The sequence below is a fragment of the Croceitalea dokdonensis DOKDO 023 genome (assembly GCF_001306415.1).
GTDB classification, from domain to species: Bacteria; Bacteroidota; Bacteroidia; order Flavobacteriales; family Flavobacteriaceae; genus Croceitalea; species Croceitalea dokdonensis.
This window is the reverse complement of sequence record NZ_LDJX01000003.1, coordinates 369,795-393,172: the sequence shown is the minus strand read 5'-3', so window position 1 is coordinate 393,172 and position 23,378 is coordinate 369,795. Positions and strand designations below refer to the sequence as shown.

The 23,378-nt window shown below is 43.4% G+C and carries 21 protein-coding genes; 11 read left to right on the top strand and 10 right to left on the bottom strand.

Annotated elements, in window-relative coordinates:
* Positions 1-152: 152 nt before the first annotated feature.
* From I595_RS08830 to I595_RS08820, 3 genes are all read right to left on the bottom strand, one after another.
* Positions 153-1,454, bottom strand: a complete 1,302-nt coding sequence (locus tag I595_RS08830) for a type II toxin-antitoxin system HipA family toxin (protein ID WP_316934163.1) — start codon at positions 1,452-1,454, stop codon at positions 153-155.
* Positions 1,455-1,456: 2 nt separating this feature from the next.
* Positions 1,457-1,807, bottom strand: a complete 351-nt coding sequence (locus tag I595_RS08825; RefSeq protein WP_054559046.1) for a helix-turn-helix domain-containing protein — start codon at positions 1,805-1,807, stop codon at positions 1,457-1,459.
* A gap of 195 nt (positions 1,808-2,002) precedes the next feature.
* A complete protein-coding gene (locus tag I595_RS08820; protein ID WP_054559045.1) occupies positions 2,003-3,157 on the bottom strand; it encodes an MFS transporter in 1,155 nt (384 codons plus the stop codon).
* Positions 3,158-3,364: 207 nt separating this feature from the next.
* Between I595_RS08820 and I595_RS08815 the strand changes: the two genes are divergently transcribed.
* On the top strand, positions 3,365-5,785 hold the full coding sequence (locus tag I595_RS08815) for a glycoside hydrolase family 3 C-terminal domain-containing protein (protein ID WP_054559044.1): 2,421 nt from the start codon (positions 3,365-3,367) through the stop codon (positions 5,783-5,785).
* A 46-nt stretch (positions 5,786-5,831) separates the two neighbouring features.
* Here I595_RS08815 and I595_RS08810 read toward each other — a convergent pair whose 3' ends face one another.
* Together I595_RS08810 and I595_RS08805 are read right to left on the bottom strand one after the other, a co-directional pair.
* The gene (locus I595_RS08810; RefSeq protein ID WP_054559043.1) at positions 5,832-6,209 is read right to left on the bottom strand and encodes a DUF4345 domain-containing protein; all 378 of its coding nucleotides are present in this window, start codon (positions 6,207-6,209) and stop codon (positions 5,832-5,834) included.
* 96 nt (positions 6,210-6,305) lie between these two features.
* A complete protein-coding gene (locus I595_RS08805; RefSeq protein WP_054559042.1) occupies positions 6,306-7,409 on the bottom strand; it encodes a glycosyl hydrolase 53 family protein in 1,104 nt (367 codons plus the stop codon).
* A gap of 1,125 nt (positions 7,410-8,534) precedes the next feature.
* Here I595_RS08805 and I595_RS08795 point away from each other — a divergent pair.
* From I595_RS08795 to I595_RS08770, 6 genes are all read left to right on the top strand, one after another.
* The gene (locus tag I595_RS08795) at positions 8,535-8,975 is read left to right on the top strand and encodes a TM2 domain-containing protein (RefSeq protein WP_054559041.1); all 441 of its coding nucleotides are present in this window, start codon (positions 8,535-8,537) and stop codon (positions 8,973-8,975) included.
* Between the two features lie 83 nt (positions 8,976-9,058).
* A complete protein-coding gene (locus I595_RS08790) occupies positions 9,059-9,382 on the top strand; it encodes an ArsR/SmtB family transcription factor (protein WP_054559040.1) in 324 nt (107 codons plus the stop codon).
* Between the two features lie 10 nt (positions 9,383-9,392).
* Complete coding sequence (locus I595_RS08785; RefSeq protein WP_054559128.1) at positions 9,393-9,881, top strand: DUF6428 family protein; 489 nt, start codon at positions 9,393-9,395, stop codon at positions 9,879-9,881.
* Positions 9,882-9,893: 12 nt separating this feature from the next.
* Complete coding sequence (locus I595_RS08780; protein ID WP_054559039.1) at positions 9,894-10,469, top strand: hypothetical protein; 576 nt, start codon at positions 9,894-9,896, stop codon at positions 10,467-10,469.
* Entirely contained in the window at positions 10,460-10,972 is a 513-nt protein-coding gene (locus tag I595_RS08775; protein WP_316934162.1) for a GNAT family N-acetyltransferase, read from the top strand. The genes I595_RS08780 and I595_RS08775 overlap by 10 nt, the downstream gene beginning before the upstream one ends.
* A gap of 15 nt (positions 10,973-10,987) precedes the next feature.
* The gene (locus I595_RS08770) at positions 10,988-11,413 is read left to right on the top strand and encodes an arsenate reductase ArsC (protein WP_054559038.1); all 426 of its coding nucleotides are present in this window, start codon (positions 10,988-10,990) and stop codon (positions 11,411-11,413) included.
* On the opposite strand, the gene I595_RS08765 is transcribed toward I595_RS08770, so the two are convergent.
* The 4 genes from I595_RS08765 to I595_RS08750 all read right to left on the bottom strand — a co-directional run bounded on the left by I595_RS08765 (position 11,403) and on the right by I595_RS08750 (position 16,087).
* The gene (locus tag I595_RS08765; protein ID WP_054559037.1) at positions 11,403-12,371 is read right to left on the bottom strand and encodes a carboxypeptidase-like regulatory domain-containing protein; all 969 of its coding nucleotides are present in this window, start codon (positions 12,369-12,371) and stop codon (positions 11,403-11,405) included. The genes I595_RS08770 and I595_RS08765 overlap by 11 nt on opposite strands.
* Positions 12,372-12,390: 19 nt before the next feature.
* The gene (locus I595_RS08760; protein WP_054559036.1) at positions 12,391-14,208 is read right to left on the bottom strand and encodes a GNAT family N-acyltransferase; all 1,818 of its coding nucleotides are present in this window, start codon (positions 14,206-14,208) and stop codon (positions 12,391-12,393) included.
* Between the two features lie 107 nt (positions 14,209-14,315).
* Positions 14,316-15,566, bottom strand: coding sequence for an aspartate kinase (locus I595_RS08755; protein ID WP_054559035.1), 1,251 nt, complete (start codon positions 15,564-15,566; stop codon positions 14,316-14,318).
* A 44-nt stretch (positions 15,567-15,610) separates the two neighbouring features.
* Positions 15,611-16,087 (bottom strand): GNAT family N-acetyltransferase, encoded by a 477-nt coding sequence (locus tag I595_RS08750; RefSeq protein WP_054559034.1) that lies wholly within the window; start codon positions 16,085-16,087, stop codon positions 15,611-15,613.
* Between the two features lie 243 nt (positions 16,088-16,330).
* On the opposite strand from I595_RS08750, the gene fbp reads away from it, so the two are divergent.
* Positions 16,331-17,338, top strand: coding sequence for a class 1 fructose-bisphosphatase (gene fbp / locus I595_RS08745; protein ID WP_054559033.1), 1,008 nt, complete (start codon positions 16,331-16,333; stop codon positions 17,336-17,338).
* Between the two features lie 2 nt (positions 17,339-17,340).
* Here fbp and I595_RS08740 read toward each other — a convergent pair whose 3' ends face one another.
* Positions 17,341-17,763: a hypothetical protein gene (locus I595_RS08740; RefSeq protein WP_054559032.1), complete on the bottom strand. Its 423-nt coding sequence runs from the start codon at positions 17,761-17,763 to the stop codon at positions 17,341-17,343.
* Between the two features lie 187 nt (positions 17,764-17,950).
* Between I595_RS08740 and I595_RS08735 the strand changes: the two genes are divergently transcribed.
* Genes I595_RS08735 through I595_RS08725 form a run of 3 tightly spaced genes read left to right on the top strand, consistent with a single transcriptional unit; the run spans position 17,951 to position 23,240 of the window.
* Positions 17,951-18,994 carry a ligase-associated DNA damage response exonuclease gene (locus I595_RS08735; protein WP_054559031.1) on the top strand — a complete coding sequence of 348 codons (1,044 nt, stop codon included), beginning with the start codon at positions 17,951-17,953 and terminating at the stop codon, positions 18,992-18,994.
* Between the two features lie 50 nt (positions 18,995-19,044).
* On the top strand, positions 19,045-20,730 hold the full coding sequence (locus I595_RS08730; protein ID WP_054559030.1) for an ATP-dependent DNA ligase: 1,686 nt from the start codon (positions 19,045-19,047) through the stop codon (positions 20,728-20,730).
* Entirely contained in the window at positions 20,727-23,240 is a 2,514-nt protein-coding gene (locus I595_RS08725) for a ligase-associated DNA damage response DEXH box helicase (protein WP_054559029.1), read from the top strand. The genes I595_RS08730 and I595_RS08725 overlap by 4 nt, the downstream gene beginning before the upstream one ends.
* Positions 23,241-23,378 lie beyond the last annotated feature (138 nt).

The following is a 23,378-nucleotide window of genomic DNA, read 5'->3' as shown; positions in this document are numbered from 1 at the left end:
CAGAAAGTAAATTTTTTCATTTTCATATAGTGTTCTCGTAAAAGGGTCTTGTGTTAAACAAGGCCTTTTTTAGTTTATGGAATACCTTGGAATGGAAGGCAGTTAGGTTTGGGCACAAGATTCCCCTATCCACCAAAAAATAGGGGCACACCCTAGGGCAAGGACAGATTCCTTGCAATCATGTCCCGCTTGTTGGGAGCCACCTGCAGTTGGTTGGCATAATGCATCCAATTGGAGACTACATCACGTACTTCCTCTATAATTTCCTTTGCCTTTCTAATGTTCATGGACCGGGCAATGGTGAGCATGTCCGTTGGGGTTATGTTATCCCGTTTACCATTAATACTCAACGTATGCTGGCTTACCCAATAGCTATCCGGTCTGTAGGCGTAACAAATGTCATAGGCTGGGGCCAATTTCCAAGCTTCGCCCTTTTTTAAGATAAAGGCAAAATTCTTGGTATGGTCGTCACAGTTCCTTGCCATAACGTTAAAGACCATTCTTCTAAAAAGCTGCGCTGCGGCATCATAATGAAGTCCCAGCTTTCTTAGGGTCTGGAAAAGCTGCTCGTAACTATAACTTCTTATGTCGTTAAAATCGTAATGCTCCATGGCACACCAGGTTTGCATATGGTGTTTGGTGCGCCCGCCCGCCCTGTCAAACCGTTTGGTCATAAAATGTGCCCGTTTGTTTTCCTCAAGCAGACGACATTCCGTCATTTCAATACCACAGTCTTTGGCCATAAGGTAATAGGCCATCTCTACCCTTCCGTATCCTTGGGTATCCCCTAATTGTACTTCGCTCACCCCATCCAGCTTAATGAGCCAGTGTTCATAACCTTGTGGTGCATTGGCCTGTCCCGATCGTATTTTCCCGGTTTTTTCATTGTACGCAATAACCGCTTTTGGTCGCGCACCTCCGGCAGAAGTCCCTATTTTTAAAATATCGGTCACGGCCTGTTGCGTTTCATTGGTCAAGTCCGTGGTAAACGCCTCTCTTTTTTCCAACATTTCACGGGAAATGGTCACCAGACTTTCCATATCAATATCAAAACTGGTTTTCTTGGTTTTTGGCGTGGCAGGTTCAAATTCTAGGGCACCTACACCACGGATACCTATAAAGCAGAGTTTCTCCACCGGGTTCATGGATTCTGGCAATCTTCCCTGTTGGGCGAGCCATATATTGATCAACTGATTTCCATAATTATCGGGCAGACTGTCCGCAAGTAAACCTGGAAGGCCCTTGAAGGTATCACTTAGGGCATCAGTCCTACTGCGAAGTTCCGGAAAACTATAAACGCGTGAACCTTGTTTTAATGGCATCTTTATAGGCGCCAAATCCCAGCCTTTGGATAAAAAATTGGGTTCGTATTCAAAAAATGCCAATTGTTGGGCAGTGTCCCAGGTAACGGCGCCCACAACTTCTCCCCAGATTTTCACAAATGCAGTATCCATAATCACCAAGTTGTTCCGTTATCGTTTAGGTTGGTGCCACTTTCGCGAATACGTTGCCGTTCTTTTTTCTGAAGTTTGGCCAAGGCAAGCGGACTAAGCTGCTGCTTTACTTCAAAGGCTTGCAACGTTTGCAACTCATCCAATACCCTCAAAACCTTTATCAAGGTGCTTAGGGTAACGGTTTCCCCTCGTTCCAGTAAACTTAGGGTAGACCTACTGATTTGTGCGGCTTTAGCAACATCGGCCTGTTTCCTGTGTTGCTGCTTTCTGGTATGGCGAATAAAATGGCCTATAGCCTTTTCAATGGCTACATCACTTAATTTATTATTTATTTTATATGAAATATCAGTCATTATGAGCTAATAAATTATATAACGTATGAAATATCATTCAAATGTAATCAATTAAAATAATTCTAAGTATGAAATATCAATCATTAATGGATATAAATAGATTTAATGCATGATAAATCATTCAATAATTAAAGAAACGATTGATTTCCATACCTACTTGATGTAGGCCGTATTGTCTTTAAGCTTAGGCCCGTCCTACTTGATAGCGGCTCTAAATCCCAGCACAGGCCCTATTGCCAAAACCATATAACTGTACATTTCTGGCAGCAACTGTTGTACCACACCCATGAATTGAATACTTACAATAGTTATGGCAAAACCTATACAATTCACAATGGTGAGTGCCGTTCCTTTTAGCCTAGGGTCCGCATTGCTTGCCACTAAGGTTGAAAATAGTGGGGAATCTGCAATGACCACCATTCCCCAAAAACATAGAAACAGTAAAAAACCAATACTATTTGCCATGGTTAGCATTACCGGCGAAAGTAAACAACAAAGACCAGACAAAGCAAGTGCTACCAATGCCACTTTTTTTATTCCAAAACGTTGGGAAAGATAGCCACCAAGGACACAGGCCAATCCGCCCACGGCAATAACGATAAAACTCCAAAAAGAGATAGAAAAAGTGTTTCCATGTGTTTTTGAATGTAAAGCCAATAGTAAGGGAACAAAGGCCCAAAACGTATATAGCTCCCACATATGTCCAAAATAACCAAAGGCCGCAGCCCTAAATTTAGGCAGCTTAAAAACAGAGAAAAAACTACTGAAATTTAGTTTTTGACTTGGTTTTCGGTACGGTCCATTTGGCACAAACAAGATGAGCAACCCACCCAATACCGCTAAACCAGAGGTTGTTGCCACAACAAACGTCCAAGGAATGTCCACACCCAGCCCCTTTAATGCATGCGGAAAGGAAGTGCCTACCACCAAAGCACCTACCAAATACCCTAGTGACCTCCCCAAACCGGTATCAAAGTAATCCGCAGCTATTTTCATCCCTACTGGGTAAATGCCCGCAAGAAAGAATCCAGTTGCAAATCTTGAACCCAACAGCGTGGTCAGTTCATTTCCATTCCACAGTAACGCCAAATTGAACAAGGCCCCAATACTGGCGCAGGCAAAAAAAACTTTTGAAGGTGAAAAACGGTCCGTTATCATAAAAATGGCGAAAACCAAGGTGCCTAGGATAAATCCCAACTGTACGGCAGACGTTAAGTTGGCCAATGCACTATTTTCCAAACCAAAAGCACTCCCCAATTCCAAAATCACCGCGTTGCTTGCAAACCATAAAGAGGTACAGCAAAACTGCGCCAAAACAATAATGGGCAGGGTATATTTTTGTGATTTCAACCTTTATATTTATTCGGAATCAAGATACGCATCAAAACCACAAGACTCACAAACAATATGCATTTCCCTCCAAATCACTTTAATCAGCTTCCTGTACACCCTTAGGTTACCGCCCCATAAAAAATGAAATGGCTTACCAAAAGAAACAAGTATCTTAGTAGGCCATGAGGCAGATCGAATTTTAACCAAATCAATCCAACAACCAAGATGAAGCGAAGATTTATAGTATTGCTTAAGATTATTGGAACCATACTCCTCTTATGTGTACTAACTGCATTTATCGGCTATCAATACTTCAACAGCACTTTTTTAACTTTTGAGGAGGAATATAAAGAAGTCAGGGACTTCAGTAAAATAAACGTTGGCGGCCAGTCTTTTTTGGACCGTAATGGAAACGGAACCCTAGACCGCTACGAAGACCACCGTAACCCTTTGGATGTTCGCGTGGCAGACGCCCTGTCCCAAATGACCCTTGAGGAAAAAATACACTTGCTCAAAGGTTCCGGCATTGCTTCGGCCATGGGGCAGGGGGAACCGGGTGGTATTCCGGGAGCTGTGGGAACTGTTGTTCCAACCCCACGCTTGGGGCTCCCCACGTTATATCTTTCAGACGGGCCAGCAGGTCTACGTATTCTTCCTGAGCGGGAAGGAGAAGAACGCACCTATTATTGCACCGCTTTCCCCATTGCCACCTTATTGGCTTCCTCTTGGAATGAAGATTTGATTTATGAGGTAGGAAATGCCATGGGAAATGAAGCGTTGGAATATGGTATTGACGTAATTTTAGGGCCAGGGGCCAATATCCATAGACACCCATTATGTGGACGTAATTTTGAGTACTTTTCAGAAGACCCATTGCTTTCTGGATTTATGGGGGCGGCCATTGTCAACGGTATTGAAAGCAACGGTGTGGGTACTTCCGTAAAACACTTTGTGGTGAACAATCAAGAGACAGAACGTTTTGTAAACGATGCACGGGTATCTGACCGTGCCTTACGCGAAATCTATTTAAAAGGTTTTGAGCATATCGTGGAGCGTTCACAACCTTGGACCATGATGTCCTCTTACAATAAAATCAACGGCACCTATGCCTCTGAAAATAGGGAATTGTTGACTGAAATCTTGAGGGATGAATGGGGATTTAAGGGCTTGGTCATGACCGATTGGTTCGGAGGCAAAAATCCACCTGCACAGATTGCGTCCGGTAATGATCTATTGGAGCCTGGCACCAAACGCCAATGGGATGCCCTAATCGAGGCCTCGGAAAATGGAAGTTTGAGTGAGGCCGATATTGACCGTGCCGCAACACGAATCTTGACCTTAATCTTTAAATCGAAAAAAATGCAGGATTATAACTATCAAGAAAATCCCGATTTAAAAAAGCATGCTGAAATTACCAGAAATTCAGCGACAGAAGGGATGGTCCTTTTAAAAAACAACGATGCCCTACCCCTAAAGAACATTAAAAATGTGGCACTTCTTGGGGTTACCTCTTATGGGTTTATCGCCGGTGGAACAGGCTCCGGAGACGTGAATGAAGCGTATTCCATTTCTTTGGAACAAGGCTTGCAAAACGCGGGTTTTGAAATTAACCTAGCAGGTAAAAAAGCTTTTGAAGCCCATAGGAATGCCAATGCCGAGGGGTTCAAAAAACCAGAGGGCGTGAATGCCATTTTCACTCCCTTTTCACCTCCAGAGTTAAGGTATACCCAGGAGCAACTGGAAGAAATCGTATCCAGCTCTGATGTAGGGATTTTTACCGTGGGGCGGAATGCCGGAGAAGGCGGTGACCGGAAAGAGGTTGACGATTTTTTACTGACCGATATTGAAAAAGCCTTAATTACCTCTTTAACCAAAGCGTACCATGCAGCGGACAAAAAGCTGATCGTTGTGCTAAATATTGGCGGGGTGATTGAAACGGCCTCTTGGAAAGACCAACCGGATGCTATCCTGCTGGCATGGCAGGGAGGACAAGAGGGAGGGAATTCCGTGACCGACATTTTAAGTGGTAACATAAGCCCTAGTGGAAAGCTTCCCATGACCTTTCCCGTGAATTTGAGCGACCATGCCTCCCATGCCAATTTCCCTAAAAACCCTAAGATGATGAGCGTTCCAGGGATGATGAAAAACTTAATATTTCCACCAGACGAAAAATCGGAAGCGCAATGGGTAAAAGATGAGGATTATACCGAATATAGGGAAGGTATTTATGTGGGCTATCGCCATTTTGACAAAGCCAATTTAGACGTGTCCTACCCCTTTGGATTCGGTTTGAGTTATACCGATTTTGAATATGGGAATTTGGAGGTAGTGACTGAAAATGACACCTTAAACATTGCCATGACCGTAAAAAATATGGGTAAAGTTCCAGGGAAGGAAATCGTACAGATATATGCTGAAAAACTGAATTCAATCATCGACCGACCTATTCAAGAATTGAAGGGTTTTACCAAAACTACGTTGCTACAGCCCGAAGCCGTAGACAGTATTTTAATTCAAATTCCCGTTAAAGAATTACGGTACTGGAACGAGGCTACCAACGGCTGGACTTTGGAAAAAGGAGCCTATAAAATTAAGGTAGGAGCTTCTTCAAGGGATATTAGGCAAAGCGCCCAGGTGGAATTGTAAAAAGATTCAAAATCTTTGTAAATCATTTTTAGATAAAGCCATCACCTTAACGGTAACGCTTAAGGTTGTACATTCCCCAAAGCATCATGCCGAATTCCAATAGCATCCCGATGGTATATTGGATGGAGATACCGTCAAATACCGTGCTGACCAATCGGCCAAAGGCCAATCCGCCCATAAAAATGATATTGCTGATGGTGGCCCCTTTCCAATGTTCAGGCTTGCGAATGCCCATCACCCAATATACCGTAAAGCCCATGTATACGCCCATAATGGCCCGGAAGATGTTTTTCAGTTCCAAATTTTGAACCTCAAAGTCAAAAAAATAAGGTAGTATGGCACTTGGGTTTCCCCCGTAAATCAAGGCGGCAAAAAAGACAATGATGGCGGAAAGGCCTAAATGTATATTCTTGTTTGTAAACATGGTATCCCGTTTTGAAAAGCGGCTTAAGGAAACTAATTCAACAGGGAAGATACAGTAATTGAAGGAATCGCTATGCCGTATGATGGTTGCGTTTTTCTATTCCGAAAAGTAGGTTTGCCACGTCAGAAAGGCGGGGCGTTCCCCTCCATTTTCATCCAGAAGTCCCGTATCTCGCCAAAGTTGCCCAATATCCCGGACTTCGGGTGGAAATACTTCCCAAAGCGCATCGTAATCACGATGCGCCCACCAATTCACCATAAGGTAGTCATTGGTTTGGGCATTGGTCAAAAGGGTTTCCAAAAATAGCTTTTGTTCTGTGGAATTTCCATCAATGGAAACACCAAGACCCGGGACAACCAAATTTTCCGCAAGGTGTCCACTTTCCACAAAAGCGATGGGTTTTGTCGTTTTGCTATGCAAAAAGTCTAAATTTTCTTGAAATTGAGAAACGGTATTTTGGTTTTTTAAGAAGGGATAATAACTGACCGCGATAAAGTCCATTTGGTTGATATGACCTAACACCTCATTCACATAAGTGTCTTCATTGGGGATATCGGCCTCGTATAAATTATGAAGTGAAATGGATGCGGATATCGGGAGGTTGGGAAAGGTGGACTTTGTCTGTGCCATCACCTCATTAATGAGCTGCACATAGCCATTCCATAGCCCATTGTTGCGCAACCACAGTTCGTTGACCTCAATGGCTATCACCAAATAATCTGGGGAAAACAGCGTAGTCAAATACCGAATATGCTGGGTATAGGCCTCTTGAATATGGGCATCGTTTAAACTGGAATAGTTGGGAATGCTGCCATCAACATCCTTAATTAAATCGCCCCTATTGGTATTGAGCAGACCTACGGATAACACTAATTCGGTGTTCGGTATTTTTCTGGTAGCCCTCCCTACAACGTCATCGGTAAAAGCCTGCGGCAGGGGTTGCCCGTTGATCCAAGCGTTCCAAGGAATTTGGTTATCCAAATGTTCCACATACACATCCGCATTGTTGGCAATAAAGGCATAGGTATCATCAACATCCTGTAGTTCAGGGCCAAAACTCCAGGTGGTAAAGCCCATAGAAAAGCTTCTACCGGTTGGTTCCGAAGTTTCATTGGTTTCGGTCGTATCCTCATTGGAACACCCTAGAATGAACAACAGGACTAGTCCAAGGAATACCGTGAGAGTCATTTTTTCCTTCATAAAGCACACTTTTTAAGACTATAACGACATTTTAGGGATTTCTATTGAACAATAGCAGAAATACTTAGTCCAATCGTTTTTAAAAAATAAACTCTTCGGTGCCCTTCTGGAAATCCCTTAATTTCCCCGATAGGTTCATAACTATGCTTTAGATAAAAGCCTTCCGGTTGAAAATCAAAGATATCCAACATGGATATGACGGCACCCTTTGCAATGGCAACTTGCTCCAAATGCATAAGGAGCTAGGTGCCCAAACCCTATTTTCGATAGGTTTTGGTGACCCATAGTAACTTGATTTCAAGACCATTCCAATAGCCAATACCGCTTAAACCCCACCTAAGAGGGTTCCATTAATGTCTTTAGTGGCAAATTCCAAGGGAGTCCAAGTAGGGGCTTGGGCAAGGTGTTTTGTTAGATTGTACGAATTTATACCATCTATCATAGTCTGGATATCTGTTTGCACTGCGGTGGTGATGGATATTCTGGGTCACATACGTTCAACATAAGATACTGTTATGAGTAGGCATTACAAATCATTTGTTACAATCCGAAAAAGAAAGTGGTAAAAGGATATTGGATGGACCTGTTAGAATTTGCCGCTCAAGAGAAAAATAAATGATTCTAAGCCGGGTAAGATATGATAAGTGCCATACTGAATTACTTTTAGAGTACTATCTGCCCAATCATCCCTCTTTAATGGGCACCCATATTTCTTTTTACGATGGTAAAAATTGGCTATGCTGATGCACATCTTGCGGCACAGCTTTTGGTTACGTGTCCCAGTCTCTACCTGATTGATTGCAAATACTATCCGCGACTGCGAATAGTTTCATCGTTTCATCCGCAAATACTTGTTTAAATATTTAGTTGCCCGTAATGCTCTAGTTTTAAACTGTCTGGCTTAATGCGAGGAGGTCAATTTCTCAAGGTTCTTAGGCAGGATAACGCTTTTGAGCTTTGGCTTTAGGTAATTTTCTTAATTGACTTTATCCTCGGGAGAATACCGGAAACAACTGTGATAACATATGATAATAAGCCCAAGTAAACCATCTATACAATCCCTGGTTTTTAGCATAGAATATTTTACTAAATTTAACCCGAGTTAACCAATCAACATAAAAAATCATGTCAGAAGAAAACAAAGATTTGGGCGATAAGGCCGAAGATGCCTTTGACAAAGCAAAAGAAGCCGCAAAAGAAGCGGCAGGTGACGCAAAAGAAGCGGCAGGTGACTTTGCCGATGAAGCCAAAAAAACAGCCAATGAATTTAGTGACGGTTTGAACAAAGCTGTCGGTGGTGGGGAGAACAAAAAGATATTGGCAGGTATTCTTGCCATAATATTGGGTTCCCTTGGGGTTCACAAGTTTATTCTTGGCTATCAAAAAGAAGGTTTTATTCTATTGGGTGTATCTATCGCTGCTTACATACTTTCATGTTTAGCGGTGGGCTTACTTTTTATTTGGATTCCTAGTTTGATAGGGTTAATCGAGGGTATTATTTACCTCACCAAATCAGATGAGGAATTCTATAACACCTACCAAGTCGGTAAAAAACCTTGGTTCTAAAAAACTTGAAAAGGTCAGAAACTTTAAACTGACCTTTTTTATTTGAATTTATAATCGTAATATTGCAATATATAAATATTAGTATGGGCGTCACCAAATCGCAAATATTCAACTCCAGTCAAAACCAGATGGCGGCTATATTTAAGGTATTGGCACATCCGGCGCGTATTGCCATTCTTCAGTACATCAGCAAGCAAGAGGCTTGTATCTGTAATGACATTGTTGATGAAATAGGACTGGCGCAGCCCACCATATCACAACATCTAAAAGAATTAAAAAGTATTGATTTGATACAAGGTGAAATAGAGGGCAAAAAAGTGTGCTACTGCATTAACCTAGATACTTGGGCCACCATCCAAAAAACATTGAACACTTTTTTTAATACCACTAAAAGCAATTGCTGTTAACCATAAGATGATGAAAACAAAAGAAGTATTAGACCTCCTTGGCCAACATAGCCAAAAAGCATTGGTGTTGGAATACCAACCAGGCAAGTACATACGGCCCAACTACCATATTACGGAGGTTAAGAACATTACCGTGGATGCCATGGACTGTGGCGGCAACCCAGATTTCTGGAAGGAAACCATTGTACAGATTTATGAAAACCCGGACGACCTGGACAGAACGGACTTTATGACGGTGCAAAAGGCCGCGGACATTCTTAAACGTGTTGATGCGGTTAAACCAATGGTGAGGGAGGCAGAGATTAAATTTGAGTACAGCAACCCACAATTTCATACCGCACAGTTGTTTGTTGCCGATACCATTTGGAACGATGAAAAATTGATTTTTAAGCTCGCTGTGGAGAAAACCGACTGCAAGGCCAAAGAAACCTGCGGTATAACGGAGCCACAGGCTGTCACCCACCAAAATAACTGTGCCCCAGGCAGTGGTTGCTGTTAAATTACTTTTTGCATGGATCTTATAAACTATACCATTAGTATTTGCCTATTTGCCTTTATGGCGCTGGCTACCTACGATGGTTTTATCCTCCATATCTGGAAGTACAAACTATACCAACAGCCAGAAAGTATTTTTGAACACAAGACCCACACGGTGCGGGCCATCTTGTTTCCGTTGATCGTATGGAGTTTACTCATCCAAACCGATAAAATCTTTTTTTTCATCGGTTTGGCCCTAACTGCCATGGATCTTGTAGTGCTTACGGTTGATGCCTACTCGGAAAAGGACAGTAGAACAATTATGGGAGGCCTGCCTAGGAAGGAATACATCTTGCATCTTTTTGCCAATGGTTTTCATTTTGCCATCATAGCCTTGGCATTGGTGCTTAAACTTTCCATTGTTGGGACTACCCTTGTTTACCTCCCCGTGCAGCTAGACCAAGACGCGTTCTCCACGGTACTTTTAGCTTTTATGGCCAAAAACGCCATTCCTGGAGCAGTAGTTTTGGCCATGGTCCATGTAGCTCTTTTGTTTACACTACCTAGGAACCTGTGGGAGGTACATAGAACTAAAATACGTTGTTGCTAATTCTAGCCATGGTCATCAGAACAATGCAACTCCACGATTGGAATTCCGTCTCCGAGATTTATGCCGAAGGCCTTGCAACCGGTTATGCCACTTTTGAAAGCACCGTACCCCCCTATTCCCATTGGGACAAAACCCATATTAAAGAGTGCCGACTGGTAGCAGAAAACCATAAGACCGTAGTAGGTTGGGCAGCTTTATCAGCAGTATCAAACAGACCTGTATATCGTGGTGTTGCGGAAGTCAGTATTTACATCTCAGCAAAATACAGGGGACAGGGCGTTGGCAAAGCATTGATGCAACAGCTTACGCTAGCAAGTCAAAAAGCGGGGTATTGGACCTTGCAGTCCGGTATATTTCCGGAAAATGAAGCAAGTATCGCACTACATAAAAAAATGGGGTTTCGGTTCGTGGGAAAACGGGAATTGGTAGGAAGAACCGTAGACGGGATTTGGAAAGACAACCTACTCTTTGAAAGACGAAGTAAACGTATTGGTATACACTAATAAAAAAGGATAAAAATGAAAAACGTATTGGTATTATGCACAGGCAACTCTTGTAGAAGCCAAATGGCGCACGGCTACTTGGAACATTACCAAAAAGACCTTGCCACCATCTATAGCGCTGGTATTGAAACCCACGGACTTAACCCTGGTGCAGTGGCCATTATGAAAGAAGATGGCATTGACATTGGTCACCATACCTCAAATCATGTGGACGAATATCATGGTACGGAATGGGACTATATCATCACCGTTTGCGACCATGCCAAGGAAAACTGTCCCTTTATCCCCTCAAAAAATGCGCAGCGGATTCACCAAAACTTTTTTGACCCCTCCAAGGTAAAAGGAAACAAAAGGGAAAAGCACGAGGCTTTTCTCAAAACCAGAAATCAAATTAAGGAGTTTTGTGAGGTTTTTGTAAAAGAGGAGCTGGTCAATCCTTAACCTCATAGTCAATGGGCAACATGGTGTTTATTCTATGTTTACCCATTTCACCTCCAAACAATAGTGCATTGGTTGGCGCATAATTCCCAAGGGGATCTATGATGAATTGTGCTGTTTTAACCTCTAAAAATGACTGATTCCTTTTTCCATATAAGATACTTATCCTACCCAAACCATCTAGTTTGGAAACGTACAAAGTAGCATCTACGGTTTTAAAGCCAAATAGTTCCTGTGCAGGTACTTTAAAACGTTTTTTAAACAATTGAAAACCCTCTTGCTCCAAACGATTACTGTACAACGCCCTAAAAAAATGCAAGGAGGACCCAAAATAAGCTTTTTTCCTTCGCCGCAAAGCGCTGGCACTACCATTGCTTTCATCAATAAATTGGGTGTTTCCGGCATAAAATACTTGCTTTACCGCCTCTGGACTAGCAGAATCTTCATATAGATTAACCTCAAAATCTGTAACATCATAGACAAGGAGATACTCCAATCCCTTATTTTTAATCTTTAAGGGGCGGTTTGCAAAAGCATATAACGTTTTCTTGCCCTTGTTGTAATAAAGGCGAACGTCATCCTCATTTAGTATGTCGCACTTGTGGCCAACCCCTAAAAGCTCCCGCCTAAAGACTTTAAGCTTTTTCTTTCTTGACCAAGTATCTGGCTCCAAAGTAACCTCCGGCAGTTGTATCGCCGCAGGTTTCATAAAAACCCGAATAACATCACTGTCCAATTTTGGGAGTGTGATGGTTTCAAAACCGAGCGACCTGATCACCAAAGGGGAATTGGTTGGCGTTTTTGATAGTAACCGGAATTTACCGTCAATATCCGTAATAGTGCCTATGGAGCTTCCGTCATAAAATACGACCGCACCAACAATGGGCTCTTTGGTTTCTTGGGCCAACACTTCTCCAGTAAGCAGTTGTTCTTGGGCATCAACTTGGCATACGTAGAGCATCCAGAGGATGTATAGCCATCTAACTTTCACCGGACTGGGAGGCTTCGGCCAATTTTCGTTCCAGCTCTGCCTGAAATTCTTCCATTACTGGTTTAACCGTACTTTCAGGCAAATCGGCAATTTTAATGTACATCAACCCATCAACCGCATTATTAAATAGCGGGTCTACATTAAAGGCCACCATGCGGGCATTTTGCTTAATGTATTTTTTTATCAATACCGGCAGACGCAAACTTCCGGGCTCCACTTCTTCAATCAGCTTATCAAATTTATTCAGGTCTGCCTTGGTCTCATCAAAAACAAACTCCTTATCGGCATCCTTCAACTTCACCTTAAACTCCTTTTTAGGATAAACATATTGGGCTACGTAAGGGTCCCAATAATTGGATTTCATAAACTCAATCATGAGGGACTTTGAAAAATTGGAAAATTGGTTGCTGATGCTTACCCCACCAATTAAGTATTTATGCTCAGGAAAACGCAACGTAGTATGCACAATGCCTTTCCACAATAAGAACAAAGGCATGGGTTTCTGTTGGTATTCCGCAGTGATGTACGCACGTCCCATTTCTATGGATTTGGACATCATCGCAAAAAGTTCAGGTTCAAACCGAAAAAGGTCTTGCAGATAAAAACCATCTATGCCATAGGTCTTAAAAATATCCGCTCCCATTCCCATGCGGTATGCCCCTACTATTTTTTTCTCCGTGTCGTCCCACAGAAATAAATGATGGTAGTAGGTATCAAACTTATCCAGGTCAATAGACTTGTTGGTTCCCTCGCCAATGGCCCTAAAGGTAACTTCCCGTTGCCGGCCAATTTCTTGCAGGATAAAAGGCATATCCGGCTCCTGGGCCAAAAACACCTCATAGTTTTTACTTTGCAATAGGCGACATTCCTTCTCCCGCAACTTTTCTATTTCACCTTCGATAACCTCGGTCCTAATGGCAGAGGCTATCTTTTTAGGCGCCTTTGGAATTTTTAAGGTAGTGGGTACTTTATCGATCAAGCGTTCTTTTTCAAACACGTTGGCCAATAAATAGGTTTTTTTTCTCAACAGTGCGGTAAAACCCTCCATATCCCCTTCTCCTTTTTGTGCTTTTACAGAAATGGGCTGGCCTATACGTACTTTAATGGGGCGCCGGCGCTGGGTCAATACCTCAGAGGGCAGTTTGGCGGTTCTAAACGCATCATTCCATCTGGACAAACGGTAAAAAAGGCTGCTGTTTTTAGCGTGGAAATAAATGGGGACCACCGGTACCTCTGCCTTACGGATAAGCTTAATCGCGGCTTCTTCCCAAGGCTTGTCCACGACCAATTTTCCATCCCTATGGGTAGACACCTCCCCTGCTGGGAAGATCCCTAAGGGATGGCCGTTCCTAATATGGGCTATGGCATTTTTAAAACCCGCTATACTGCTTTTTATATCCTTGCGGTTTTCAAACGGGTTTACCGGCAAGATGTAAGGCTTCATTGGGGCTATCCTTTGCAATAAAAAGTTGGCCATAATTTTATAGTCCTCCCGCTTTTCCAATAAAAGTTTTAAGAGCAATACCCCGTCCATCCCGCCCAGCGGATGGTTAGATATGGTAATAAATGGCCCTTCTTTTGGCAACCTTTTAAAGTCCTCTTCCGGAATGTCAAAATCTATTTCATAATGGGCCAAAATAGCATCTAAAAAGTGGGTGCCCTCCAAATGCTTATGGTTGTTGTAAAACCTATTAATGGCAGAAATCTTGGTGATTCGCAAGAGCAACCAACCGGCGGCTGTCCCTAAAAATCCGTATTTATCCAGATGAATTGCTTTTGCAACCTCCTTCGCCGTAACCAGCCCCATAATATCGCGTTAGGTTTTTGGAGCGCTTGCCTATTTTAACCCAGCTAAAAATGGGAAACGCTACCAACGGTAAATATAGAAAAATAGCGGGATTGTCCTATAGCGTTTTAGTTCACTACCAACTGCACGGTCTCCTTGCCTCGTTGTTCTACCAGTACGGTGTATCCATTCAATATTTTCTCTACGGAATGCTCATCAAAATGGCGTATGGTGTAAAGAGCAACATCAGTATGGCAGGTAACTTTAAAGCGTTTTTCCAAAATTGGAAGAAGGTCATGGAGTCCGCCAAACTTATTATCGATACAAACGGAAAAGCTAATGGCAGAATTCTGTATTAAATCCACCTTTAATCGATGTTCATGAAAAAGTTTAAATATCTCGCTCATGTTTTCCTCTACAATAAAGGAAAAGTCTAGGGAGGAAAGCTTTAACAAGACTTGGTTCTTCTTTACAATAAAGCAGGGTACCTCTGGCGTAATTTTAGTTCCCTTACCTACGGTAGTACCGTTGGCCTTAGGATTTAAAAACGATTTTACATGAAGGGGTATGCCTTTGCCCTGTAATGGCTGTAAGGTTTTAGGGTGGATTACGGATGCTCCGTAGAAAGCCAGTTCTATGGCCTCCCGATAAGAAATCTCGTGTAACAGCTGTGTCTCCTGAAAATGACGGGGATCTGCGTTCAACACCCCGGGGACGTCTTTCCAAATGGTTACGGAGTCTGCCTTTAGGCAATAGGCTAAAATAGCGGCCGTGTAATCCGAGCCTTCCCGGCCCAAAGTGGTGGTAAAGTTGTTATCATCACTTCCCAAAAAGCCCTGGGTAATATTAAGCTCTCCCGTGTTTACCCGTTGTTTTACCTCTTCTTCCGTGCGTTCCCAATTCACTTGGGCATCACGGTAACTATTATCCGTTTTAATGAGCTCACGCACATCTAGCCAATGGTTGGTTAGGCCTACCTCATTTAAATACGCACTTACGATAGTGGTGGATAGCAGTTCCCCATAGCCCACCACCTGATCATAAACAAAAGCATATTTGGGAGATTTGTTCCACATTAAAAAACCCCTAAACTCCTCTATGAGGCTATTGACTTGCCCATGTACGGCATGGTTTTTAACCTCAAATAGCTCGTCCATAATGGCCTTATGGTTATCCACCACTATCTGAATCGCTTCCTCCAACCCATTTTTTTGTTTAAAATAGGCATCCACAACCTGCTCCATGGCATTTGTGGTCTTGCCCATGGCAGAAATCACCAACAAGGTATCTTTATGGCCCACTTCCTTAAGCACTTGTACCACGTTCTTGACGCCTGCCGCATCTTTTACAGAGGCCCCACCAAACTTAAATATCCGCATTGTTCCGTTGTTTTTACTCTTGATTTTTCTGGGATTCCACTACCCTATTGTTCTAAAAATCGTTCAATTCCCTCTTCATTCAGCTGTACCACGTCCCAATCACGCATTACATTGGCACCCTTACTTTCGTAAAAAGCAATGGCCGGCTCGTTCCAATCCAACACCTCCCAACCAATACGGCGCACACCTTGTTCCTTGCCGTAGGTCACCACCTTTTTCAATAGGGCGGACCCTATTCCCGTTCCCCGCATGGCCTTGGTTACGATCAAATCTTCCAGATGAAGGACCGGCCCTTTCCATGTGGAATATCTTGGATAGACCAATGCCATGCCAACCACCTGCTGGTTTACCTCGGCCACAAAGCAATGGTAGCAGGGGCGTTCGCCAAAACCGGCTTCTGTCAATTCCTCCAAGGTTACCTGTACGGCGTTTGGCTCTTTCTCAAAATCCGCCAGTTCCTGGATTAGGGCCAGCATATGTACGGCGTCGGACTTCTGGGCGTTACGTATGGTATAATTCATAATTGTTACAAATAAAACAATAAGTTATATATTTTCAATAGCTTTTTTAAGATTTAAACACAAACGCCTCAATTTGTGGAACAACCAACACCAGCGCACCTAACATCACTTATTAATTCAGCAAAAAGGAAAGGCTATTTTTACGCTTCCAACAATCTCATCCCGCAAAACAACATTCACATCACGAAAACGTTGTAGTCCTATTAGAAATACCGATATTTAGCGCCTAAAACAAACCTATCCATGACCCGTAAACATCAGACCCTCGGTGAGTTTATCATTGAGAACCAAACTTCTTTCCAATATTCCTCCGGAGAACTTTCCAAGCTCATCAATGCCATAAGGCTTGCCGCAAAAGTGGTGAACCACGAAGTGAACAAGGCGGGCCTTGTAGACGTCATTGGCGCTGCGGGGGACACCAACATCCAAGGCGAAGATCAGCAAAAACTGGATGTTTTTGCCAATGACAAATTTATATCCACCCTCACCAACCGTGACGTGGTCTGCGGTATAGCATCGGAAGAGGAAGATAGTTTTATCAGTATTAACAGTAATGATGAACAGCACCAAAACAAATACGTGGTGTTGATAGACCCACTGGACGGTTCTTCCAACATAGATGTGAACGTTTCCGTGGGCACCATTTTTTCCATCTATCGGAGAATTACCCCTGTGGGGACTCCGGTACAACTAGAAGATTTTCTGCAACCTGGACACCAACAGGTGGCCGCGGGGTATGTGGTCTACGGAACCTCTACCATGTTGGTGTACACCACGGGTGATGGGGTCAACGGCTTTACCCTAAACCCGGCCTTGGGCACCTTTTACCTGTCCCATCCCAACATGCAATTTCCTGAGGATGGCAAGATCTATTCCGTGAACGAGGGCAACTACGTGCATTTCCTACAAGGTGTAAAGGACTATATTAAGTACTGCCAACAAGAAGAAGGAGATAGGCCGTACACCTCTAGGTACATAGGTTCATTGGTCTCTGATTTTCACCGCAACATGATCAAGGGCGGCATTTATATGTACCCCAAAAGCAGCGTTACGGAAAGTGGCAAACTACGATTGCTCTACGAGTGCAACCCCATGGCATTCCTTGCAGAGCAGGCCAATGGTATTGCCATAGGAGGCAAAACCCGTATCATGGACATACAGCCCACGGAGCTGCACCAACGGGTCCCTTTCTTTTGTGGGAGCAAAAACATGGTAAAAAAACTACAGGAGTTTTTGGCAAAATACCAGTAAGCTTATTTTTCCATTAAATACTGGTAATCCTCAAAGGCAATTTTACCACGGAAGATGTCGTATGATTTTTGTACGATTTCAGAAGCTTTTTTTGGCGCATAACCCAATCCAATGGCATAGCGCTCAATAAAACGCATTTGATCCTCGCCAACGGATTTATCGGCAAAGGCCATTTGAAAGAACTCAAAAAGTCGTTTTAATCTTTTTTCCCCACTATGCGGTGTTTGGATTGGATACTTATTGTCCTTTTTCATCACCTCTTTGTACTCGGCATCGGTAATGTTCAACTTAAAGGCAAATTTATCCAGTATCGCTTTTTCCTCTGGATTAATTTCTCCGTCTACCGCAGCCAAACTGGCCAAAGTGGCAAAATGCGCCAGATTATGGCGTTGTTCACTGTGCTCGTACAAATCAATAATGGGCATATGATGGTTTTTGAGCAGCAAATATAAATTTTAACATTGAACCGCTAAAACCTTAATTCATTTATTTGGGCGTTTGCGGAGCACCGCGCTATCCGTTGCAAATCCTCGTGCCGCTGCCGCGGCACTGCGGGTTTTCCACTGCTATCGCTAACGCGGGCCCGTGGTAAATTTGTATCTTCACGCAGCTATGAACACACCCTTACTCCAATTTACCCATCGTGGTATTTATTGTGCCCCAGCCAAGGTATACCTTGATCCATGGAAACCTGTGGACAAGGCCATTATTTCCCATGGCCATGCAGACCATAGCCGTTGGGGACATAAAAGCTACATCACACATCACAAGAATGTCCCCATAGTAAAGCACCGCCTGGGAGACGTTAACATCACTGGTAAGGCATGGGGAGAAACCTTCACCATCAACGGGGTGACATTTAGCCTGCACCCAGCCGGGCATATTATAGGCTCTTCTCAAATTCGGGTAGCGCACAAAGGTGAGGTATGGGTGTTTACGGGCGATTATAAATTGGAGGACGACGGCCTTGCTACTCCCTATGAAAGCATCAAATGCCATACGTTCATAACAGAATGCACCTTTGGACTGCCTGCGTTTCTTTGGACACCACAAAAAGAGGTTTTTACAGATATCAACCAATGGTGGGCAGAAAATAAGGCAAACGGACAAACCTCCGTACTCTTTGGCTACTCCCTTGGAAAAGCACAACGCCTCCTAAAGCATTTGGACCCCTCCATTGGTAAAATTTATACCCATGGTGCCGTTGAAAATATGACAGCGGTGTTAAGGCCGCTCGCAACTTTTCCCCAAACGGAACTAATTACCCGTGACACTAAAAAGGAAGACATTAAAGGGAACATGGTCATTGCCCCGCCCTCTGCCCATGGCAGCACTTGGATACGCAAAATGACACCCTTTGTCACGGCCTCTGCCAGCGGTTGGATGGCATTTAGAGGTGCAAGAAGAAGACGCGCCATTGATAAAGGTTTCGTGTTAAGCGACCATTGTGATTGGCCAGACTTGTTAAAGGCCATAAAGAATACAGGGGCCGAAAAAATTATCTGCACCCACGGGTATACAGACATCTTTTCAAAATACCTAAGGGAATTAGGGTATGATGCAAGAACGGAACAAACGCAATATGGGGAAGAAGAGGGCCCGGTATCCTTGGAGGAGGGTAACACGGAACTTACTGGTGAACATGCTAATCAATAAAACAAATCAAAACTCCCCGCCTCCCCTGCAGAGGGAATGGGGTTGAAGCTATGAAACAATTTGCGACCCTCATAAAAACCCTTGACAGTACCAATAAGACCACTAAAAAGGTGGAGGCACTGGCCAATTATTTTGCACGGGCCAAGGATGCAGACAAGGTATGGACCATTGCCATCCTATCCCATCGCAGGCCACCACGTCCCGTAAATACCACCCTGCTCCGGGAATGGGCGGCAGAATTGGCAAATATTCCTTTGTGGTTGTTTGAAGAAAGTTATCATATTGTAGGTGATTTAGCGGAGACCATTGCACTAGTTGTGCCAGCTGGTGAAACCTCATCAGAAAAAAGCCTAACTGTTTTTTTGGAAGAAATGATTGCGCTTAAACCCAAAGAAGAAGCTGATAAAAAAGCCTATCTCTTTGAAAATTGGCGGCAATTGAACTACTATGAACGTTTTGTCTTTACCAAATTGATTACCGGAGGTTTCCGGATTGGGGTGAGTCAAAAATTAATGACCAGAGCGCTGTCAAAAGCTACCGGAATTGATGAAGATGTTTTGGCCTATAAGCTCATGGGTAATTGGGACCCAAATACCATTTCCTTTCAAGACTTGGTGCTGGAGGAAAAAGAAAGCGATTACCTCTCCAAACCCTATCCGTTTTATTTGGCCTATGCGGTGGAGGGGGAAGTCGAAGATTTGGGAGCAGTATCCAACTGGTCTTTTGAACACAAATGGGACGGTATCCGTTGTCAAGTCATCATTAGAAATGATGAGCTTTTTGTTTGGAGCCGTGGTGAAGAACTGGTGACCGATAAGTATCCTGAGTTTCAAAAATTTGTTGGCCCCATACCCAACGGCACAGTACTCGATGGAGAGCTGCTGCCTTATGTCAACGGGGAACTAGGCACCTTTAATGATTTACAGACTCGTATTGGTAGAAAAACGGTATCCAAAAATCTGTTGGTCAAAACTCCAGTAATCCTAAAAGCGTATGATGTCTTGGAATGGAAGGGTAAGGATATCAGGACAAAAACTTTTGTAGAACGAAGAAAGATTCTTGAACAACTTTTCCGTACGATACCTGTCATTTCCGGGGGAGCCGAGCAAGACCGGACTGAACAGTTACCACTATTATTATCGGAACGAATGGAGTTCAAGTCTTGGGAGGAAGTCGCCCAAGAACGAAACCGGGCAAGAGAAATGCGAAGCGAGGGCCTCATGCTCAAACGGAAAGATTCCCCCTATCAAGTCGGAAGAAAAAAAGGGGATTGGTGGAAATGGAAAGTAGACCCCTTGACTATTGATGCCGTACTTACGTATGCCATGCGTGGTCATGGCCGAAGAAGCAATTTATTTACCGATTACACTTTTGCCCTCTGGCAAGAAAATAATGAAGGCAAAAAAGAACTGGTCACCTTCGCCAAAGCCTATTCGGGACTAACGGACAAAGAATTTAAGGAAGTTGATGCCTGGATTAAAAAAAATACTTTGGAACGTTTTGGTCCTGTGCGCAGCGTTACCCCCCATCATGTCTTCGAGATTGCTTTTGAAGGCATTGCTTTTTCCAAACGGCATAAAAGTGGGGTTGCCACTCGGTTCCCTAGAATACTGAGATGGCGAAAGGATAAAAAGATTGAGGAAGCCAATGGTTTGGAAGATTTAAAAGCACTAATAAGCCCCTCTCCACAGTCCACTCCCCAAAAGGAAGAGGAAGCCAAAAACACCAAAGAATGAGCAGTAGAAAGAAGACAATACCCTCCCCTTTGGGGAAGGATAGGGAGGGGCTTTTCCAAATCGCTCAAGACTGGTTCCAGCAACAGAGCTGGAAACCCTTTGCGTTTCAAAAAGAGAGTTGGACGGCTTTTTTACAGGGAAAACATGGACTACTGAATGCACCAACCGGAAGCGGAAAAACCTATGCGCTTTGGTTTCCTATTGTACTCAATTACATCAAAAACAATCCAGATTACAAGACCAAACACAAAAAGGGTTTAAAGGCAATTTGGATTACCCCGCTTCGCGCATTGTCCCAGGAAATCAAGCAATCCGCAGAGCGAATCACAGAAGATTTAGGAACCCAGATGACCGTGGGTGTCCGAACGGGGGATACCTCCACCAAAGAACGCGCAAGGCAGAAAAACAAAATGCCAGATTTGCTAATAACCACTCCAGAGAGTTTACAGTTATTGCTTTCTTCTAAAGGATATGACAAGGTATTTAAAGATTGCTCTGCTATTGTGATTGACGAATGGCACGAACTCTTGGGCACCAAACGCGGAGTGCAGATGGAATTAGCCTTATCGCGATTGAAAACTGTTTCCAAAGATTTACGCATTTGGGGAATCTCAGCAACCATTGGTAATCTAGAACAGGCGAGACAGGTGCTTTTAGGACCCGAAACCAAAGCCTATGACAACTCGGTATTAATTAGGGCCAAACTCAACAAAAAAATCACGGTAAAAAGCATCATCCCCAAAGAAATGGAGACCTTTCCATGGCGGGGTCATTTAGGCTTGCGACTTTTAGAAGATGTAGTGCCCATCATTAACAACAGTAAAACCACCCTACTCTTTACCAATACCCGTAGCCAATGCGAAATCTGGTTTCAAAAAATACTGGAACAACATCCAGAATATGCGGGCGAATTTGCCATGCACCATGGAAGTGTCAACAAGGAAACCCGACTTTGGGTAGAACAGGCCATCCGCAATGAAAGTTTAAAAGCAGTGGTGTGTACTTCTAGTTTGGATTTAGGGGTAGATTTTGCCCCTGTAGAAACGGTTGTCCAAATAGGCGGACCCAAAGGAGTGGCACGTTTTCTGCAACGGGCGGGCCGAAGTGGTCATCAACCCGGCAAGGAAAGTGTGATTCATTTTTTACCTACGCATGCCATGGAACTGATTGAGGCCTCGGCCATGCAAAAAGCCGTCCAAAACGCTGCTGTTGAAGATAGAATTCCATACTTGAACAGCTTTGATGTGTTGCTGCAATATCTCACCACTTTGGCAGTTTCCGATGGGTTTTATCCTAACGAAATTTTCAGGGAGGTGAAACAGACCTTTTGTTATCAGGCCATTACCGAAGACCACTGGCAATGGCTTCTGAATTTTTTGGTAATGGGCAGTCAAAGCCTAAAAACCTATGATGAATACCAAAAAGTAGAAGTGGAAGAGGATGGAAAATTCAAGGTTAACAATAGGGGGATTGCCATGCGCCACAGGTTTCAGATTGGTACTATTGTTGGCGATGCCTCCATTCAAGTTCGCTATCAGAAGGGGGGATACATAGGTTCTATTGAAGAGTTTTTCATTTCAAAGTTGGCCCCTGGTGATGTATTTACTTTTGCTGGTCGAAATTTAGAATTCATAAGAATAAAAGGCATGCAAGCCCATGTTCGCAATTCAAACAAACGCACCAATAAAGTGCCCAGTTGGATGGGTGGTAGACTTAGCTTTTCGGCGCAAATGTCGGAACTCTTAAGACAAGAATTGTATACGGCAGCCTCCCCCAACCCCTCCAAAGGAGGGGAGCAAAGTGAAGAAATCAGAGCGTTGAAACCCATGTTCGACAAACAACGGGAAGAGAGTAAGGTCCCCAAGCCAGATGAGTTCTTAATAGAAACTTTTAAGACCAGGGATGGGTACCATCATTTGTTTTATCCCTTTGAAGGTCGTGGAGTGCATGAGGCCATGAGCAGTTTATTGGCCTATCGTATTAGTTTGCTTACCCCCATCACCTGTTCTCTAGCCTATAACGATTACGGATTTGAACTGCTTTCTGATAAGCCCATTGACATTCAAGAAGTTTTGGACAACAATCTGTTCACTGTGGATTATATGCGCTCCGATCTTCAAAAGAGCCTAAACAGTAACGAAATGGCAAGGCGTAAGTTTAGGGATATTGCGGTCATTAGTGGTATGGTGTTTACTGGCTATCCTGATAAGGGCATCAAGATGAAACACTTACAAAGCAGCTCTCAATTGCTGTTCGACGTTTTTAAGGATTTTGAAGCGGACAACCTTCTTTATCAACAGGCCTTTACGGAAACTTTTGAACATCAATTAGAAGAAGGCCGATTGCGTATGGCACTGGAACGTATTGCAAAACAAGAGATTGTTTGGAAACAATGTACCAAGCCCACGCCATTTTCTTTTCCCATCATTACCGATAGATTACGCGAAAAACTATCGAGTGAAAAATTAGCAGACCGAATTAAGAGAATGACTAAGGTTTTGATGAAATAAAAGCCCCCTAGCCCCCAAAGGGGGAATTTTTATTCATGGACTAAAGACTTTAACAATTTACTATAAGGCATTGGAAATTAGAAAATTCAATTAATGTCTTGCTGAGGAACGAAGCATCCCACAGGAATAAACTCAAGT

Coding starts and splice junctions, on each gene's coding strand:
- I595_RS08830 (WP_316934163.1), bottom strand. CDS start 1,454: ATGGATACTGCATTTGTGAAAATCTGGGGAGAAGTTGTGGGCGCCGTT.
- I595_RS08825 (WP_054559046.1), bottom strand. CDS start 1,807: ATGACTGATATTTCATATAAAATAAATAATAAATTAAGTGATGTAGCC.
- I595_RS08815 (WP_054559044.1), top strand. CDS start 3,365: ATGAAGCGAAGATTTATAGTATTGCTTAAGATTATTGGAACCATACTC.
- I595_RS08810 (WP_054559043.1), bottom strand. CDS start 6,209: ATGTTTACAAACAAGAATATACATTTAGGCCTTTCCGCCATCATTGTC.
- I595_RS08805 (WP_054559042.1), bottom strand. CDS start 7,409: ATGAAGGAAAAAATGACTCTCACGGTATTCCTTGGACTAGTCCTGTTG.
- I595_RS08795 (WP_054559041.1), top strand. CDS start 8,535: ATGTCAGAAGAAAACAAAGATTTGGGCGATAAGGCCGAAGATGCCTTT.
- I595_RS08790 (WP_054559040.1), top strand. CDS start 9,059: ATGGGCGTCACCAAATCGCAAATATTCAACTCCAGTCAAAACCAGATG.
- I595_RS08785 (WP_054559128.1), top strand. CDS start 9,393: ATGAAAACAAAAGAAGTATTAGACCTCCTTGGCCAACATAGCCAAAAA.
- I595_RS08780 (WP_054559039.1), top strand. CDS start 9,894: ATGGATCTTATAAACTATACCATTAGTATTTGCCTATTTGCCTTTATG.
- I595_RS08770 (WP_054559038.1), top strand. CDS start 10,988: ATGAAAAACGTATTGGTATTATGCACAGGCAACTCTTGTAGAAGCCAA.
- I595_RS08765 (WP_054559037.1), bottom strand. CDS start 12,371: ATGCTCTACGTATGCCAAGTTGATGCCCAAGAACAACTGCTTACTGGA.
- I595_RS08760 (WP_054559036.1), bottom strand. CDS start 14,208: ATGGGGCTGGTTACGGCGAAGGAGGTTGCAAAAGCAATTCATCTGGAT.
- I595_RS08755 (WP_054559035.1), bottom strand. CDS start 15,566: ATGCGGATATTTAAGTTTGGTGGGGCCTCTGTAAAAGATGCGGCAGGC.
- I595_RS08750 (WP_054559034.1), bottom strand. CDS start 16,087: ATGAATTATACCATACGTAACGCCCAGAAGTCCGACGCCGTACATATG.
- fbp (WP_054559033.1), top strand. CDS start 16,331: ATGACCCGTAAACATCAGACCCTCGGTGAGTTTATCATTGAGAACCAA.
- I595_RS08740 (WP_054559032.1), bottom strand. CDS start 17,763: ATGCCCATTATTGATTTGTACGAGCACAGTGAACAACGCCATAATCTG.
- I595_RS08735 (WP_054559031.1), top strand. CDS start 17,951: ATGAACACACCCTTACTCCAATTTACCCATCGTGGTATTTATTGTGCC.
- I595_RS08730 (WP_054559030.1), top strand. CDS start 19,045: ATGAAACAATTTGCGACCCTCATAAAAACCCTTGACAGTACCAATAAG.
- I595_RS08725 (WP_054559029.1), top strand. CDS start 20,727: ATGAGCAGTAGAAAGAAGACAATACCCTCCCCTTTGGGGAAGGATAGG.